23 protein-coding genes are annotated in these 16,276 nt (G+C 44.0%); all 23 read left to right on the top strand.

Annotated features, from left to right (window positions below; genetic code table 11):
- The first annotated feature begins 230 nt into the window (after positions 1–230).
- Positions 231–695, top strand: a complete 465-nt coding sequence (tsaE, locus tag VTAP4600_RS13190) for a tRNA (adenosine(37)-N6)-threonylcarbamoyltransferase complex ATPase subunit type 1 TsaE (protein ID WP_102523214.1) — start codon at positions 231–233, stop codon at positions 693–695.
- On the top strand, positions 689–2,398 hold the full coding sequence (locus tag VTAP4600_RS13185) for an N-acetylmuramoyl-L-alanine amidase (RefSeq protein ID WP_102523213.1): 1,710 nt from the start codon (positions 689–691) through the stop codon (positions 2,396–2,398). Before tsaE ends, VTAP4600_RS13185 begins: the two co-directional genes overlap by 7 nt.
- On the top strand, positions 2,398–4,452 hold the full coding sequence (mutL, locus tag VTAP4600_RS13180; protein ID WP_102523212.1) for a DNA mismatch repair endonuclease MutL: 2,055 nt from the start codon (positions 2,398–2,400) through the stop codon (positions 4,450–4,452). The genes VTAP4600_RS13185 and mutL overlap by 1 nt, the downstream gene beginning before the upstream one ends.
- Positions 4,452–5,384 carry a tRNA (adenosine(37)-N6)-dimethylallyltransferase MiaA gene (gene miaA / locus VTAP4600_RS13175; RefSeq protein WP_102523211.1) on the top strand — a complete coding sequence of 311 codons (933 nt, stop codon included), beginning with the start codon at positions 4,452–4,454 and terminating at the stop codon, positions 5,382–5,384. The genes mutL and miaA overlap by 1 nt, the downstream gene beginning before the upstream one ends.
- A gap of 115 nt (positions 5,385–5,499) precedes the next feature.
- Complete coding sequence (hfq, locus tag VTAP4600_RS13170) at positions 5,500–5,766, top strand: RNA chaperone Hfq (RefSeq protein WP_102523210.1); 267 nt, start codon at positions 5,500–5,502, stop codon at positions 5,764–5,766.
- Between the two features lie 29 nt (positions 5,767–5,795).
- Positions 5,796–7,085, top strand: coding sequence for a ribosome rescue GTPase HflX (hflX, locus tag VTAP4600_RS13165; RefSeq protein ID WP_102523209.1), 1,290 nt, complete (start codon positions 5,796–5,798; stop codon positions 7,083–7,085).
- 44 nt (positions 7,086–7,129) lie between these two features.
- A complete protein-coding gene (gene hflK, locus VTAP4600_RS13160) occupies positions 7,130–8,320 on the top strand; it encodes an FtsH protease activity modulator HflK (RefSeq protein WP_102523208.1) in 1,191 nt (396 codons plus the stop codon).
- 2 nt (positions 8,321–8,322) lie between these two features.
- A complete protein-coding gene (gene hflC, locus VTAP4600_RS13155; protein ID WP_102523207.1) occupies positions 8,323–9,303 on the top strand; it encodes a protease modulator HflC in 981 nt (326 codons plus the stop codon).
- A 60-nt stretch (positions 9,304–9,363) separates the two neighbouring features.
- Entirely contained in the window at positions 9,364–9,549 is a 186-nt protein-coding gene (locus tag VTAP4600_RS13150; RefSeq protein ID WP_102523206.1) for a DUF2065 domain-containing protein, read from the top strand.
- Positions 9,550–9,898: 349 nt separating this feature from the next.
- Positions 9,899–10,210: a 30S ribosomal protein S10 gene (gene rpsJ, locus VTAP4600_RS13145; protein ID WP_004736761.1), complete on the top strand. Its 312-nt coding sequence runs from the start codon at positions 9,899–9,901 to the stop codon at positions 10,208–10,210.
- A gap of 14 nt (positions 10,211–10,224) precedes the next feature.
- Positions 10,225–10,854, top strand: a complete 630-nt coding sequence (rplC, locus tag VTAP4600_RS13140) for a 50S ribosomal protein L3 (RefSeq protein WP_102523205.1) — start codon at positions 10,225–10,227, stop codon at positions 10,852–10,854.
- Between the two features lie 16 nt (positions 10,855–10,870).
- A complete protein-coding gene (gene rplD / locus VTAP4600_RS13135; protein WP_102523204.1) occupies positions 10,871–11,473 on the top strand; it encodes a 50S ribosomal protein L4 in 603 nt (200 codons plus the stop codon).
- The gene (gene rplW, locus VTAP4600_RS13130; protein WP_102523203.1) at positions 11,470–11,772 is read left to right on the top strand and encodes a 50S ribosomal protein L23; all 303 of its coding nucleotides are present in this window, start codon (positions 11,470–11,472) and stop codon (positions 11,770–11,772) included. Before rplD ends, rplW begins: the two co-directional genes overlap by 4 nt.
- Before the next feature lie 15 nt (positions 11,773–11,787).
- Positions 11,788–12,612, top strand: a complete 825-nt coding sequence (gene rplB, locus VTAP4600_RS13125) for a 50S ribosomal protein L2 (RefSeq protein WP_102523202.1) — start codon at positions 11,788–11,790, stop codon at positions 12,610–12,612.
- 19 nt (positions 12,613–12,631) lie between these two features.
- Positions 12,632–12,910 (top strand): 30S ribosomal protein S19, encoded by a 279-nt coding sequence (gene rpsS, locus VTAP4600_RS13120; protein ID WP_005435078.1) that lies wholly within the window; start codon positions 12,632–12,634, stop codon positions 12,908–12,910.
- A gap of 10 nt (positions 12,911–12,920) precedes the next feature.
- On the top strand, positions 12,921–13,253 hold the full coding sequence (gene rplV / locus VTAP4600_RS13115) for a 50S ribosomal protein L22 (RefSeq protein ID WP_026026743.1): 333 nt from the start codon (positions 12,921–12,923) through the stop codon (positions 13,251–13,253).
- A 19-nt stretch (positions 13,254–13,272) separates the two neighbouring features.
- A complete protein-coding gene (gene rpsC, locus VTAP4600_RS13110) occupies positions 13,273–13,971 on the top strand; it encodes a 30S ribosomal protein S3 (protein ID WP_102523201.1) in 699 nt (232 codons plus the stop codon).
- Positions 13,972–13,982: 11 nt separating this feature from the next.
- Positions 13,983–14,393, top strand: a complete 411-nt coding sequence (gene rplP, locus VTAP4600_RS13105) for a 50S ribosomal protein L16 (RefSeq protein ID WP_017029096.1) — start codon at positions 13,983–13,985, stop codon at positions 14,391–14,393.
- Positions 14,393–14,584, top strand: coding sequence for a 50S ribosomal protein L29 (gene rpmC, locus VTAP4600_RS13100; RefSeq protein WP_102523200.1), 192 nt, complete (start codon positions 14,393–14,395; stop codon positions 14,582–14,584). The genes rplP and rpmC overlap by 1 nt, the downstream gene beginning before the upstream one ends.
- Entirely contained in the window at positions 14,584–14,838 is a 255-nt protein-coding gene (rpsQ, locus tag VTAP4600_RS13095) for a 30S ribosomal protein S17 (RefSeq protein ID WP_102523199.1), read from the top strand. The genes rpmC and rpsQ overlap by 1 nt, the downstream gene beginning before the upstream one ends.
- A 160-nt stretch (positions 14,839–14,998) precedes the next feature.
- A complete protein-coding gene (gene rplN, locus VTAP4600_RS13090; RefSeq protein ID WP_017036074.1) occupies positions 14,999–15,370 on the top strand; it encodes a 50S ribosomal protein L14 in 372 nt (123 codons plus the stop codon).
- 14 nt (positions 15,371–15,384) lie between these two features.
- On the top strand, positions 15,385–15,702 hold the full coding sequence (gene rplX, locus VTAP4600_RS13085; protein WP_102523198.1) for a 50S ribosomal protein L24: 318 nt from the start codon (positions 15,385–15,387) through the stop codon (positions 15,700–15,702).
- 23 nt (positions 15,703–15,725) lie between these two features.
- A complete protein-coding gene (rplE, locus tag VTAP4600_RS13080) occupies positions 15,726–16,265 on the top strand; it encodes a 50S ribosomal protein L5 (protein ID WP_102523197.1) in 540 nt (179 codons plus the stop codon).
- Positions 16,266–16,276 lie beyond the last annotated feature (11 nt).

Genomic DNA, 16,276 nt, shown 5'->3' with positions numbered 1-16,276 from the left:
TTTGGGCGAGGATCTTAACTGATCCTTAAGCCAGGATCTATTAAATTAGACCTAATTCATCAGATGTTGAACCCAGATTTGAGGTTGGTTTTCTATTTTTTGGCTTTTGTTAACAGATAAGCGCTTGTCTCTCAAAACCAACACGGTTTACTATTCGCTATCAATTGATTTTTGTATAGTCGATGGCTTATTAAAGTCGGCTTAATGGGCAACTTTGGAACATGCAATTAATGAACACGAAACAATTTACGTTAAAAGATGAACAAGCTACCGTTCTGCTAGGGACAAACTTAGCGCAAGCATGTTGCCAACAAACCACTATTTACCTACACGGTGATTTAGGTGCAGGGAAAACCACTTTTAGTCGTGGTTTCGTTAGAGCACTTGGCCACAATGGCAATGTAAAAAGCCCTACCTATACACTTGTTGAACCCTATGAGTTGGCGAAATGGCAAGTATACCATTTCGATCTTTATCGTCTTGCTGATCCTGAAGAGCTCGAATTCATGGGCATTCGTGATTATTTTACTGATGATGCGATTTGTTTAGTTGAATGGCCAGAAAAGGGTGAAGGCCTGTTGCCGAGCCCAGATATTGATTTAGAAATGAAATACATGGGTGAACAACGCACAGTGACGCTTACCGCTAATACTGAATATGGACAGAGTTTGCTTAATAGCTTGGAGTTATGTTGATTTATAAGCAATTAAGAGCCTTCGTAGGGCTAAGTTTTTTGGTGGCATTTATTAGTTCGTTTTCAGTTTATGCAAATGAATTAGAAGGTGTCCGTGTTTGGCCATCGCCAGATGAAACTCGTGTGGTGATCGACTTAAAAGCTGAAGCGGATTATAGCTATTTTACACTTTCTAGCCCAGGAAGGCTGGTAGTCGATCTAAAACAAACGACATTGAATACAAAGTTACCGATCAATGTGCCTGATTCGGCGGTACTTAAGAAAGTTCGAAAGAGCAGTCCTCCGAACAAAAATACTTACCGACTAGTATTTGAACTCAAAAGTAATGTTACGGCCAAGTTTTTTAAGTTAAGTCCGACTCCCGGAGGCCAGTACGGCCATCGTCTAGTGATCGACTTGCCTCACAGTAATGTTAGTCCGGTAAAACCTAAGCCTGTTATACAGCCAAAAGCGAATGACACAGCAAGTAAGCACGCATCCTCATTACGAGGAAGTGCTGATATCATCGTCGCTATTGACCCAGGTCATGGTGGTGAAGACCCTGGCTCGATTGGCCCAAGTCGTAAATATGAAAAACATACGACCATGACGGTGTCGAATAAATTGGCTGCCGAGCTTAATAAAGTTCCAGGAATTAAAGCAGTCCTGACCCGAAAAGGTGACTACTTCGTTAACCTGAATAAACGCTCTGAAATAGCCCGTAAGAATAAAGCGCATTTGTTAGTATCTATTCATGCAGATAGCTTCCGTTCGCCACAACCTAGAGGTGGTTCAGTCTTTGTTTTGAACATGCGACGGGCAAACAGTGAAATTGCACGATGGGTAGAAAAGCACGAAGAGCAATCAGAGCTTCTTGGCGGTGCCGGAGAAGTATTGTCGCGAGTTGGCGATGACAAAAATGTTAGCCAAACCTTATTGGATCTTAAATTTAGCCATTCCCAAAAAGAAGGCTACAAAGTCGCGACGAATATCTTGAAAGAGATGGGGAAAGTCACACGGCTACATAAAAAAGATCCTGTTCATGCAAGTTTGGCGGTATTGAAGTCACCAGACATTCCGTCAGTACTGGTTGAGACTGGGTTTATATCTAACCCAACGGAAGAAAAGTTGCTATTTCAACGCTCGCATCAGCAAAAATTAGCCAATGCACTTGCAAAAGCTATCGTAGATTACTTTGAGGAAAACCCACCAGAAGGGACGCTACTAGCCAACCGTGGTGAGGAAATAAAGCACAAAGTAAAGCGAGGCGAATACTTGGGTAAAATTGCCTCTCAATACGGAGTGACGGCAAACTCAATTAAAAATGCGAATAAACTGAAGTCAGACGGTTTAGCCGTTGGTCAGGTGCTGATAATTCCAAATGGCAGCGTGACTTCAAATTCGACCGTTTCGACTCAAGTTATCACCCACACCGTTAAATCCGGTGAATACCTAGGAAAGATCGCAAGCAAATATAAAGTTTCTGTATCGAGTATCCAAAAGCAGAATAACCTTAAAACGTCGACGTTGAAAGTTGGCCAAAAGCTCAAAATTTCAGTGAAGGTTAAAGACAAACCGCTGGTTAAACATAAAGTGGCTCGTGGTGAGTACTTGGGGGAAATATCAAGTAAATATGGTGTGACCAATGCAGCACTCCGTAAGGTGAATAACCTTAAGTCCGATCAGCTAGCGATTGGCCAAATTCTAATAATACCGAGTAAATAATGTCTATAAAAATTTTACCAGCAAGATTAGCAAACCAAATTGCCGCGGGCGAGGTGGTTGAACGCCCCGCATCGGTCGTTAAGGAGTTGGTAGAAAATAGTTTGGACTCTGGTGCCACTCGCATTGATATTGATATCGAAAAAGGTGGCAGCAAACTTATTCGCGTTAGAGATAACGGCAAAGGTATTATTAAAGATGAGTTGGGCTTAGCGCTTAGCCGGCACGCGACCTCTAAGATTCATTCTTTAGATGATTTAGAGGCCATCGTTAGTCTTGGTTTTCGTGGTGAAGCGCTCGCCAGTATCAGCTCTGTTGCTCGACTAACGATGACTTCTCGTCCTGCAACGCAAGATCAAGCTTGGTCTGCGTATAGCGAAGGCCGAGACATGGCGGTAAAACTGCAACCGACGGCGCATCCAATCGGAACATCTGTAGAAGTATTAGATCTGTTTTTTAATACGCCTGCGAGACGCAAATTTCTGCGGACGGAAAAAACGGAATTTGCTCATATTGATGAATTGTTGAAACGGATTGCGCTTAGTCGATTCGATGTGACGATTAATATTCGACATAACGGTAAAATGATCCGCCAGTATCGAGCGGCTAAAACGGACAAACAAGCAGAAGCGAGAATTTCAGCTGTTTGCGGCAGTGCCTTTGTTCGGCATATGCTCAAGATAGAATTAGAGCATCAGGGGCTAAAATTACATGGATGGGTGACAACACCTGAAGGTGCTCGTCAACAAAGTGATTTACAGTATTGCTATGTGAATGGCCGTATGATGCGAGATAAACTCATTAACCATGCTATTCGCCAAAGCTACGAAAACAGTTTAAGGCCAGAACAATTTGCAACGTTTGTGCTGTTTATAGAGCTCGATCCCCATCAAGTTGATGTTAACGTTCATCCAGCTAAACATGAAGTTCGTTTCCATCAAGCCAGGTTAGTGCACGATTTTATCTATCAAGCCTTGAGTGATGTATTGGCACAAAGTGAACATATTGAACCTGCTCAGGTGCGTCATAGTGCTTATGCTCAACCGTCAGAATTAAACGAAAGTCATCCGCCTAGTGTTGGGAATGTTGGCGATCACTCTTTGCCGCCTGAAACACCTTCAACTCAGCCTCTGCAATCAACAACTGAGCGTGCATTGAACACGATAGCAAATAATCCGAGCTATCCTAACAAAGCTGATCATATATCGGAACCTCGTAACTCATTCAATTATCAGGTAGATGGCGATCATGATTTGTCAGCCTCTAATGATTTTTCAGCGAGGCCGCCAAAATGGCAAAGCCAAGAGAATCAAGGTCAGAGAACAACAAAAGGCGCCCCGAAACACAAGGCTCCAGAAGCACCTACCAAGCAACAAGTGCGTGCATACACTGATCTTTTGAAAGTAGCGCCAGTACAAACGGGCAAAATTAACGATGCACCTACAACGAACCCCGTACAGGACGTTGAAGATGGCTCAAATGAGCCTACATTAGTTAAAATGACCAAACTGGGTAAAGCGATAGCCGTTGTTAGTGACCATTTTCTCTTATTGCAATCAGAGCAGGGACCTGTGCTTTTGGATCTATATAGAGCTGAATGGTACCGAACATTAGGGCAGTTGTCGGTACGAAGCGAGCCTTTGAAAGCACAGCCACTATTAGTGCCACTTGCTATGAAGCTAGAAAAAGCTCTTTTGATGAGAGCAAAAACTAGTATGGAATTTTTGGCTCGTTTTGGCATCCAACTGAGAGAGAAAGGAAATGACAGTATTATGGTCATGACTGTTCCTCAACCATTAAGGCAGCAAAATCTACAACAGTTGCTGCCAGATCTGTTATCTTACTTAAATAGTAATAGTGAAATTTTTAACGAGCAGATAATTTCTAGTTGGCTGGCGACCAGGATCACAACAATTAAAGATGTTTACACCCAATCTGAAGCATTACAGTTGCTTTCAGATGTTGAACACCTTTGGCATGGCGAACTGCCGTTGCAGGATACTGCGTTGGTTCAATTAGTGGATTTTACTGCCACGATGATAGCATTTGATCAGTGATGAATAACAAACAACCTTTAGCCTTATTTTTAATGGGGCCGACAGCGTCAGGTAAAACGGATCTAGCCATACGCATAAGACAAAAATATCCAGTCGAGATCATTAGCGTAGATTCTGCTTTGATCTATAAAGATATGGATATAGGCACTGCAAAACCTGACGAACAAGAGTTGGCATTAGCGCCTCATCGCTTGATTAACATTTTAGATCCTAAAGACGCGTATTCGGCTGCTGATTTCCGTCGAGACGCAATAATTGAAATGGATCGGATTGTAGCTGATGGCAAAATACCGATGCTTGTGGGCGGAACAATGCTTTATTACAAAGCGCTACTTGAGGGTTTATCGCCATTACCTGCGGCAGACCCCGAAATTCGCGAGCAAATTGAACAACAAGCATTGACGCATGGTTGGGCGGTGATGCACGATGAATTAAAGTCAATTGATCCTGTTTCAGCGGAAAGAATCCATCCTAACGATCCACAAAGATTGTCTAGGGCATTGGAAGTTTACAGAATTTCAGGTAAAACTTTAACTGAGTTAACTCAACAAAAAGGCGAACCATTGCCATATAGAGTTAAACAGTTTGCAATAGCTCCCAAGGAAAGGGCTGAGCTCCATCGCCGAATTGAATTACGTTTTGATAAAATGATCGAAGCAGGATTTGAAGAAGAAGTGAAGGCGTTATACGCTAGAACAGATCTTCACCCAGAATTACCATCTATTCGATGTGTTGGGTATAGGCAGATGTGGGAATATTTGGACGGAAATTGCAGTTTGGATGAAGCGGTATTTCGCGGAGTCTGTGCAACCCGTCAATTGGCCAAGCGACAAATTACCTGGTTGCGCAGCTGGGATAATTTAACTTGGTTGGATAGCGAAAACATTGAACACGCGGTTAAAACTCTATCTGACGCAATAGCAACCGATTAGTTTCCACGTGTATAATGCGATCGTTTTTGCGCATGTTTCATTTAGCTTGGATGCAAGAAACAGCTCACTAAATAGCTAAATAATACTAAAACAACAATCAAATAAGGAAAATAAAATGGCTAAGGGGCAGTCTTTACAAGACCCGTTTTTGAACGCGCTTCGTCGTGAACGTGTACCAGTTTCAATCTACCTTGTGAACGGTATCAAACTTCAAGGTCAGATTGAGTCTTTCGATCAATTCGTGATCCTGCTGAAAAACACTGTGAATCAAATGGTGTATAAGCATGCGATTTCTACTGTAGTTCCTGCTCGTGCAGTGACGCACCACAGTGCAACAGAACGCGCTCCATCAGAGCGTCCACAAGAGAAATCCGAAGATTAATAATAGTACTTTAGTAAGGAGTTGAATGCTTGTTTGACCGTTATGAAGCCGGTGAACAGGCTGTACTTGTTCATATCAACTTCACGCAAGAAGGCGAGTGGGAAGATCTAGCTGAATGTGAAATGCTAGTTTCTTCTGCTGGGGTGCAGACACTGCAAGTCGTGACTGGCAGTCGTCAAGCCCCACACTCGAAATACTATGTTGGAGAGGGTAAAGCTCAAGAGATCGCGCAAGTAGTGAAAACTACGGGTGCCGAAATCGTGATCTTCAATCACGCCCTCTCTCCTGCCCAAGAACGTAACTTAGAACAGCTTTTTGAATGTCGTGTATTGGACCGTACTGGTTTGATTCTAGATATATTTGCTCAACGAGCTCGAACTCATGAAGGTAAAATGCAAGTAGAGTTGGCGCAACTACGTCATATCTCGACTAGGCTAATTCGTGGTTGGACTCACCTTGAGAGACAAAAAGGTGGTATTGGTTTACGTGGGCCGGGTGAAACTCAACTAGAGACTGACCGACGTCTATTGCGTGATCGTATTAAAGCTATTCTTCGTCGCTTGGCTAAAGTGTCGAAACAGCGAGAACAAGGCCGCCGAGCCCGTAACCGAGCGGAAATTCCAACCATATCACTTGTTGGTTACACCAACGCAGGAAAATCGACGTTATTTAACCGTATTACCGACGCTGGTGTTTATGCTGCGGATCAATTGTTTGCAACCTTAGACCCGACCCTACGTAAGTTGGAGCTGGCGGATGTTGGTTTAGCAATATTGGCAGATACCGTTGGGTTTATTCGTCATCTTCCTCATGATTTGGTTGCAGCATTTAAGGCCACCTTACAAGAAACGCAAGAAGCTGACATTTTGTTACATGTTGTTGATGCCAGTGATGAGCGTTTTCGTGAGAATATTCAAGCCGTCGATATCGTTTTAGAAGAAATTGAAGCGAATGACGTTCCATATTTAGTTGTGATGAACAAAATCGACAATATGGAAGGCCAAGAACCGAGAATCGAATATGATGAGGAAGGTGTTCCTCAGCGTGTTTGGGTTTCGGCGATGGAAGGCATTGGGCTCGATTTACTTTTTGAAGCATTGACGAAACGTCTTGCTAGTCAGATGGTTCAGTATCGTTTGCGAATCCCGCCACAGTTTCAAGGCCGTTTTCGTAGTACTTTCTTTGAAATGAAGAGTATTCAACGAGAAGAATATGATATAGATGGTAACTTGTTGGTTGATATTCGAATGCAACAAGTCGATTGGTCTAGACTAGAGAAAAGAGAAGGGGCAGTTTTGAGTGACTTTATAGTTACTTAAATGACTGCTACAGTATAACGTCATATAAATGATGGAGCTTTCTAATGGCGTGGAATGAGCCTGGAAATAACAACGGCAACGATGGCCGCGATAAAGACCCTTGGGGTAATAAGAACAATCGTGGTGGTCGAGATCAAGGACCGCCAGATTTGGACGAAGTGTTTAATAAACTAAGCCAAAAGCTGGGTGGAAAGTTTGGTAAGCGCGGTGGCAACGGCAATGGCCCTTCTATTGGCGGCGGTGGTGCTGTTGGTGTTGGTCTGATTGCAGTAGTGGCAATCGTAATTTGGGTTTTCGCTGGTTTCTATACCGTTGGTGAAGCCGAGCGCGGTGTGGTTTTGCGCTTAGGTAAATTTGACCGTATCGAATCACCGGGTCTGAATTGGCACCCATACTTCATCGATGAATATAAAACAGTTAATGTTCAAGCGATTCGTTCATTACGTGCATCAGGTACAATGTTGACCAAAGATGAAAACGTAGTGACCGTTGAGATGGGCGTTCAATACCGTGTTTCTGACCCGTACAAATATTTGTATCGTGTGACAAATGCAGATGACAGCTTGCGTCAAGCAACTGATTCAGCACTAAGAGCGGTAATCGGTGACTCTTTGATGGATAGCATCTTGACCAGTGGTCGTCAGCAAATTCGTCAAAGCACACAAGAAACATTGAATCGAATCATCGACAACTACGACATGGGTATCATGATTGTAGATGTTAACTTCCAGTCGGCTCGTCCGCCTGAGCAAGTAAAAGATGCGTTCGATGATGCTATTGCAGCACGAGAAGATGAAGAGCGTTTTGAGCGTGAAGCAGAAGCTTACCGTAACGACATTTTGCCAAAAGCAACGGGTCGAGCAGAACGTTTGAAGAAAGAAGCGTTAGGTTACTCTGAACGTACAGTTAACGGTGCATTAGGTGAAGTGGCTCAATTTGAGAAACTACTACCTGAATACCAAGCTGCACCTGAAGTAACGCGTAATCGTCTATACATCGATACGATGCAAGAAGTTTACTCGAATACATCGAAAGTACTTATCGACTCTGAATCTAGTGGTAACTTGCTATACCTTCCAATTGATAAAATTGCAGGACAAGCAGCGAACTCTACTCAAAATAGCCGTAAAGCAACGTCTGCTTATGACCAAATTGAGTTAGAATCGAGCACGGATACCAATTCATCGTCAAACTCTGACTCACGTTCTTCAACCTCACGTCAAGGGAGATACTAATCATGCGTAAGTTAATGATCCCTGTATTGGTGGTTGCGCTCGCTATAATGCTGATGTCATTGTTCGTTATACCTGAAGGTGAGCGTGGCATTGTAATTCGTTTTGGACGAGTACTTAAAGATAACAACGAAATCGCGCGTATATACGAGCCTGGTGTGCACTTTAAACTGCCAATGTTTGACCGAGTTAATCGCTTAGATGCTCGTATCCAAACGATGGATGGCCGTTCAGACCGTTTCGTAACTTCTGAGAAAAAAGACGTTATCATCGATACCTACGTGAAATGGCGTATTGAAGATTTTGGTCAGTTCTATCTGGCAACTGGCGGCGGTGATGTATTGACTGCTGAAGCTCTATTAGAGCGTAAAGTAACAGATGTATTACGTGCTGAAATCGGTTCTCGTGAAATTAAACAGATTGTTTCTGGTCCTAGAAACAAAGATGTTTTACCAACTTCACCTGACGATGCTGAAGTGACGACTGAAGCCGCAAAAGAAGCGTTAGAGATTGATGGCGAACGCGACATCATTATGTCAAACGTACTGAGTGATACTCAAACGAGTGCGATGGGTGACCTTGGTGTTCGAGTAGTTGATTTCCGAATGAAGAAAATCAATCTACCTGATAACATCAGTGATTCTATCTATAAGCGTATGCGTGCCGAGCGTGAATCAGTTGCTCGTAAGCACCGTTCTCAAGGTCGTGAAAAAGCCGAAGTTATTCGAGCTCAAGCGGAACTTGAAGTGGCGACAGTAATTGCTGAAGCGGACAAAACAGCACGTGTTACACGTGGTGATGCTGATGCAAAAGCTGCGGCTATTTACGCTGAATCATTCAGTAAAGATCCAGAGTTCTTTGGCTTCATGCGTTCGTTAAACGCTTATGAAAAATCATTTAGCAGCAAAAACGATATGCTCGTTCTTGATCCTAAGAGTGATTTCTTCAAGTACATGAATAACGTTAACGGCGTAGCTGAAAAGTAATCGCAATTAATTAAATAAAAGGCTCCTTAGTGGAGCCTTTTTTTACCTAAAGGAAATGGCATGTCTCAATCAATTTGGTTAGCAATAGGGATAGTACTCATTGTTGAAGGCTTAGGTCCGCTCGTCGCACCGAACGGTTGGCGACAAATGGTAGCTCAATTAAGTCAGCAGCCCGACAACCAACTCAGAAGAGTAGGGGGCTGCCTTGTAGTTACCGGTGCAGTAATAGCATTTATGGTATTCTAACGTCGCAAAGTGATTGATTCAGTTCAAATAGTGCTTTTTTTCGTTTAATTTTTACGCGCTACTTGCATCAGAAACTGTGATCTGTATAATGCACCGCACTGGCTTAAGTCGGTTGTGAACCAATGAGCACTGAGGAGTAGGCGAAAGCCTAGTAATGTATACTCAGCTTATGTTCGCGGTTAATATTTATGAGTTATCTCTTTATAAGAGTGGCGAATACAAGTTAACTGACAATGCATCCTGATTTTGGATGCTACGGTTTCACATAAATCAATCGGCATTCTCTCGTCTTTACGAGCTTGAGTGGCGATATTGTTTGTGTATTTATTTATTATTGGAGCTCTGTCTCATGCAGAACCAACGTATTCGTATCCGCCTAAAAGCTTTTGATTACAAGTTAATCGATGCTTCTACTGCGGAAATCGTTGAAACAGCTAAACGTACCGGCGCACAGGTTCGTGGTCCTATTCCACTTCCTACTCGTAAAGAGCGTTTCACTGTTCTTACTTCTCCACACGTTAACAAAGATGCACGTGACCAGTACGAAATCCGTACTCACAAGCGCCTAATCGACATCGTTGAGCCTACAGATAAAACTGTTGATGCTCTGATGCGTTTAGACCTTGCAGCGGGCGTTGACGTACAAATTAGCCTAGGTTAAGGGAGATTAGAATAATGATTGGTCTAGTCGGACGTAAAGTGGGTATGACCCGCGTATTTACCGAAGAAGGCGTTTCTATCCCAGTAACTGTTGTTGAGGTTGAAGCGAACCGTATTTCTCAAGTAAAAACTCTTGAGACTGATGGCTACGCAGCAATCCAGGTAACTACTGGTACTAAGAAAGCTAACCGTGTAACTAAACCAGAAGCTGGTCACTTTGCGAAAGCAGGTGTAGAAGCTGGTCGCGGTCTTTGGGAATTCCGTTTGGAAAACGGTGAAGAGTTTGAAGTTGGCGCTGAGCTAAACGTAGAACTTTTCAACGAAATTAAAAAAGTAGACGTTACTGGTACATCTAAAGGTAAAGGCTTCCAAGGCGCTATCAAGCGTTGGAACTTCTCTACTCAAGATATGACTCACGGTAACTCATTGTCTCACCGTGCACCGGGTTCAATTGGCCAATGTCAAACTCCAGGTCGCGTGTTTAAAGGCAAGAAAATGGCAGGTCACATGGGTGCTGAGCGTGTAACGACTCAAAACCTAGAGATCGTACGTGTTGACGCTGAGCGCAATCTGCTTCTTATTAAAGGTGCAGTACCAGGCTCAACAGGCGGCAACGTGATCGTAAAACCTGCTGTTAAAGCATAACGTCTAGGAGTAAGTAATGGAATTGATGGTTAAAGGTGCTGATGCACTAACTGTTTCCGAGACTACTTTCGGACGTGACTTTAACGAAGCTCTTGTACACCAAGTAGTTGTTGCATATGCAGCAGGTGCTCGTCAAGGTACTCGTGCTCAAAAGACTCGTTCTGAAGTATCTGGCGGTGGCGCTAAGCCATGGCGTCAAAAAGGTACTGGCCGTGCACGTGCTGGTACAATCCGTAGCCCAATCTGGCGTACAGGTGGTGTTACTTTTGCTGCGAAACCTCAGGATCACAGCCAAAAAGTAAACAAAAAAATGTACCGCGGTGCTATGAAAAGCATTCTTTCTGAGCTTGTTCGTCAAGAGCGTTTAATCGTTGTTGATAACTTCTCAGTTGAAGCGCCTAAAACGAAAGAACTTGCAGCTAAGCTTAAAGAGCTTGAGCTAAGCGATGTTCTTATCGTAACTGGCGAAGTTGATGAGAATCTATTCTTAGCTGCTCGTAACCTTTATAAAGTTGACGCACGTGACGTTGCTGGTATTGATCCAGTAAGTCTGATTGCATTCGACAAGGTTCTAATGACTGCTGAAGCAGTTAAGCAAGTTGAGGAGATGTTTGCATGATCACTGAAGAGCGTATTTTAAAAGTTCTACGTGCTCCACACATCTCTGAAAAAGCAACTATGGCAGCTGAAAAAGCGAACACTATCGTTTTTAAAGTAGCTAAAGATGCAACTAAGAAAGAGATCAAAGCAGCTGTAGAAAAGCTATTTGAAGTTGAAGTTAAGTCTGTAAATACTCTTGTACAAAAGGGTAAGACCAAACGTCAAGGTCTACGCGAAGGTCGTCGCAGCGACGTTAAGAAAGCGTACGTTACCTTGAAAGAAGGTCAAGATCTTGACTTTGTTGGCGGCGCGGAATAACAGGAGTAGTTAAAGATGGCTATTGTTAAATGTAAGCCGACTTCCCCTGGTCGTCGTCACGTTGTTAAAGTTGTTAACGCTGACCTACACAAGGGTAAGCCATACGCACCTCTTTTAGAGAAAAACTCTAAAAACGGTGGTCGTAACAACAACGGTCGTATCACAGTACGTCACATCGGTGGTGGTCATAAACACCATTACCGTTTGATTGATTTCAAACGTACTAAAGATGGCATCCCAGCGAAAGTTGAGCGCCTAGAATACGATCCAAACCGTAGCGCTAACATCGCTCTAGTTCTGTACGCAGACGGTGAGCGTCGTTACATTATTGCACCAAAAGGTGTTAACGCAGGTGACCAGATTCAATCTGGTGTTGATGCGCCAATCAAAGCAGGTAACACTCTGCCGATGCGCAACATCCCAGTAGGTTCTACTGTACACTGTGTTGAACTTAAGCCTGGTAAAGGTGCACAGCTAGCTCGTTCGGCTGGTGCTTATGCTCAAATCGTCGCTCGCGACGGTGCATACGTAACTATCCGTCTACGTTCTGGCGAAATGCGCAAAGTACTTTCTGAAGGTCGTGCAACGATCGGTGAAGTTGGTAACTCTGAGCATATGCTACGTGAACTTGGTAAAGCTGGTGCTTCACGCTGGCGCGGCGTACGTCCAACCGTACGTGGTGTAGTAATGAACCCAGTAGATCACCCACATGGTGGTGGTGAAGGTCGCACATCTGGCGGTCGTCACCCAGTATCACCTTGGGGTCAGCCTACTAAAGGCTTCAAGACTCGTACAAACAAACGCACTGACAAGTACATTGTACGTCGTCGTAATAAATAATCTATAAAGAGGAATCGCCATGCCACGTTCTCTCAAGAAAGGTCCTTTTATTGACCTACACTTGCTGAAGAAGGTAGAGAAAGCGGTGGAAAGCGGAGACAAAAAGCCTATTAAGACTTGGTCCCGTCGCTCAATGATCATACCTACTATGATCGGTTTGACCATCGCTGTCCATAATGGTCGTCAGCACGTACCAGTTTTCGTTACCGAAGAAATGATCGGTCACAAACTAGGTGAATTTGCACCAACTCGTACTTATCGCGGCCATGCTGCAGATAAGAAAGCTAAGAAGCGTTAAGGAGTAGATGATGGAAGCACTAGCTAAACATAACTTTGCTCGCATTTCGCCTCAGAAAGCTCGCTTAGTTGCAGACCAAATCCGCGGCAAATCTGTGGATCAAGCACTTGAAATTTTAACTTTCAGCAACAAAAAAGCTGCTGTGTTAATTAAGAAAGTTCTTGAGTCTGCTATCGCTAACGCGGAACACAACGAAGGTGCAGATATCGACGATCTTAATGTCGCTAAAATCTTCGTAGATGAAGGCCCAATCATGAAGCGTATTATGCCTCGTGCTAAAGGTCGTGCGGATCGTATCTTGAAGCGTTCAAGCCACATCAGCATTGTTGTAGCTGATCGCTAGAGACTAGGAGAGTAAGCAAATGGGTCAGAAAGTACATCCAAATGGTATTCGTCTTGGCATCGTTAAGCCTTGGAATGCTACATGGTTTGCTAATACCAAAGAGTTCGCTGACAACCTAGACGGCGACTTCAAGGTACGTCAGTTCCTAACTAAAGAACTGAAAAAAGCATCTCTATCACGCATCGTTATCGAGCGTCCTGCTAAGAGCATCCGTGTGACTATTCACACTGCTCGTCCAGGCGTTGTAATCGGTAAGAAAGGTGAAGACGTAGAGAAACTACGCGCAGCTGTAGCAAAAATCGCAGGTGTACCAGCGCAAATTAACATCGCTGAAGTACGTAAGCCTGAGTTAGACGCTCAACTTGTGGGTGACAGCATCGCATCTCAACTAGAACGTCGTGTTATGTTCCGTCGCGCTATGAAGCGTGCAGTTCAAAACGCAATGCGTCTAGGAGCGAAGGGTATTAAAGTAGAAGTAAGCGGCCGTCTTGGCGGTGCTGAAATCGCGCGTACTGAATGGTACCGTGAAGGCCGTGTGCCACTTCATACCCTACGTGCTGACATTGATTACGCAACTTCTTCGGCTCACACCCAATACGGTGTAATCGGCATTAAAACTTGGATCTTCAAAGGTGAGATTCTAGGTGGTATGCCAGCTGCTAACGCAGTAGAGCCAAAGGCTGATAAGCCTAAGAAGCAGCGTAAAAGCCGTAAGTAAGGAGTCGACTGATGCTACAACCTAAACGTACTAAGTTCCGTAAGGTTCAGACTGGTCGCAACCGTGGTCTGGCTAAAGGCACTGAAGTAAGCTTCGGCGAATTCGGCCTTAAAGCTGTTGGCCGTGGTCGAATCACTGCTCGTCAGATCGAAGCGGCTCGTCGTGCTATGACACGTCATGTTAAACGTCAAGGTCAAATCTGGATTCGTATTTTTCCAGACAAACCTATCACAGAAAAACCGCTAGAAGTTCGTCAGGGTAAGGGTAAAGGTAACGTTGAGTACTGGGTAGCCCAAATCCAACCTGGAAAGGTAATGTACGAAATGAACGGCGTACCTGAAGAGTTGGCACGTGAAGCGTTCCGCCTAGCGGCACGTAAACTGCCTATCAAAACTACTTTTGTAACTAAGCAGGTGATGTGATGAACGCACATGAACTACGTGAGAAAAGCGTTGAAGAGCTTAACTCTGAGTTGTTGAATTTGCTACGTGAACAGTTCAACTTGCGCATGCAAGCTGCTACTGGTCAACTACAGCAGACTCACACTCTAAAAACTGTACGCCGTGATATCGCGCGCGTTAAAACTGTTTTGACTGAGAAGGCAGGCGCATAATGAGCGAATCAATTCGTACAATGCAAGGTCGTGTAGTTAGCGACAAGATGGACAAGTCTATCGTTGTTGCTATCGAACGCATGGTGAAACACCCAATTTACGGCAAGTTCGTAAAGCGTACGACTAAAGTACACGCACATGACGAAAACAACGAGTGTGGCCTAGGCGATACAGTTGAAATTTCTGAGTGTCGTCCACTGTCTAAGACTAAGTCTTGGACATTGGTTAAAGTTGTTGATAAATCGAAATTTTAATTTCTTTTTGATACGATGATTAGACGGTTCCAAAGGTTTTTTTGGGACCGTTTATTTTTTGTCTACCCATTTGAAAAAAAGGGTGGTACAATTCGCAGCCCTTGTAAAGAGGCAGCCCGACCCGAGAAGGGTCTAGTTTAATATTTAGCGGAGCACTAAAATGATCCAAATGCAAAGTACACTCGACGCTGCGGATAACTCCGGCGCTCGTAGAGTAATGTGTATTAAGGTTCTGGGTGGCTCTCACCGCCGTTATGCACATATCGGAGACGTCATCAAAGTTACTGTTAAGGAAGCAATTCCTCGCGGTAAAGTAAAAAAAGGTGATGTTCTGAAGGCGGTGGTAGTGCGCACTCGTAAAGGCGTACGTCGCCCAGACGGTTCTGTCATTCGCTTCGACCGTAATGCTTGTGTATTGTTGAATGACACTACTGAGCAACCAGTCGGCACACGTATCTTTGGTCCTGTGACTCGTGAACTTCGTAATGCGAAATTCATGAAAATTGTGTCACTTGCACCTGAAGTTCTGTAAGGAGCGGCAATAAAATGGCAGCTAAAATCCGTCGTAATGACGAAGTAATCGTACTAACTGGTAAAGATACTGGTAAGCGCGGTAAAGTAACTAAGGTTCTCGAGACTGGTAAAGTTCTCGTTGAAGGTATCAACCTTGTTAAAAAGCACCAAAAGCCTGTACCGGCTCTAGGTCAACAAGGTGGCATCGTTGAACAAGAAGCAGCTATTGATGCTTCTAACGTTGCAATCTTTAACGCGGCAACTGGTAAAGCGGACCGTATCGGTTTCCGTTTTGAAGATGGTAAGAAAGTTCGTTTCTTTAAGTCTAACGGCGAAACCGTTTCTAACTAATAGAAGTAATTTGGAGTTCTACTATGGCGAAACTGCATGATTACTACAAGTCGTCTGTAGTCGCTGAGCTTACCAAAGAGTTCGGCTACACAAGCGTCATGCAAGTCCCTAGGATTGAGAAAATCACCCTAAACATGGGCGTTGGTGAAGCAATCAACGATAAGAAACTGCTAGAAAACGCAGCATCTGATATGGCAACGATCTCTGGTCAAAAGCCACTTATCACAAAAGCTCGTAAATCTGTTGCAGGTTTCAAAATTCGTGAAGGCTACCCAATTGGTTGTAAAGTAACCTTACGTGGCGAACGTATGTGGGATTTCTTCGAGCGTGTTATCTCGATTGCACTTCCACGTGTACGTGATTTCCGTGGCGTTAGCGCTAAGTCTTTTGACGGACGCGGTAACTACAGCATGGGCGTTCGCGAGCAAATCATCTTCCCGGAAATCGACTACGATAAAGTCGATCGTGTACGCGGTCTTGATATTACTATCACGACGTCTGCGAGTTCCGATGAGGAAGGCCGCGCTCTGCTGGCTGCCTTTAACTTCCCATTCCGTAAGTAAGGTGAAGGGTT

The sequence above is a fragment of the Vibrio tapetis subsp. tapetis genome, assembly GCF_900233005.1.
Classification (GTDB): domain Bacteria; phylum Pseudomonadota; class Gammaproteobacteria; order Enterobacterales; family Vibrionaceae; genus Vibrio; species Vibrio tapetis.
Note: the sequence above shows the minus strand (reverse complement) of the source record. Positions and strands in the feature narration are given on the sequence as shown.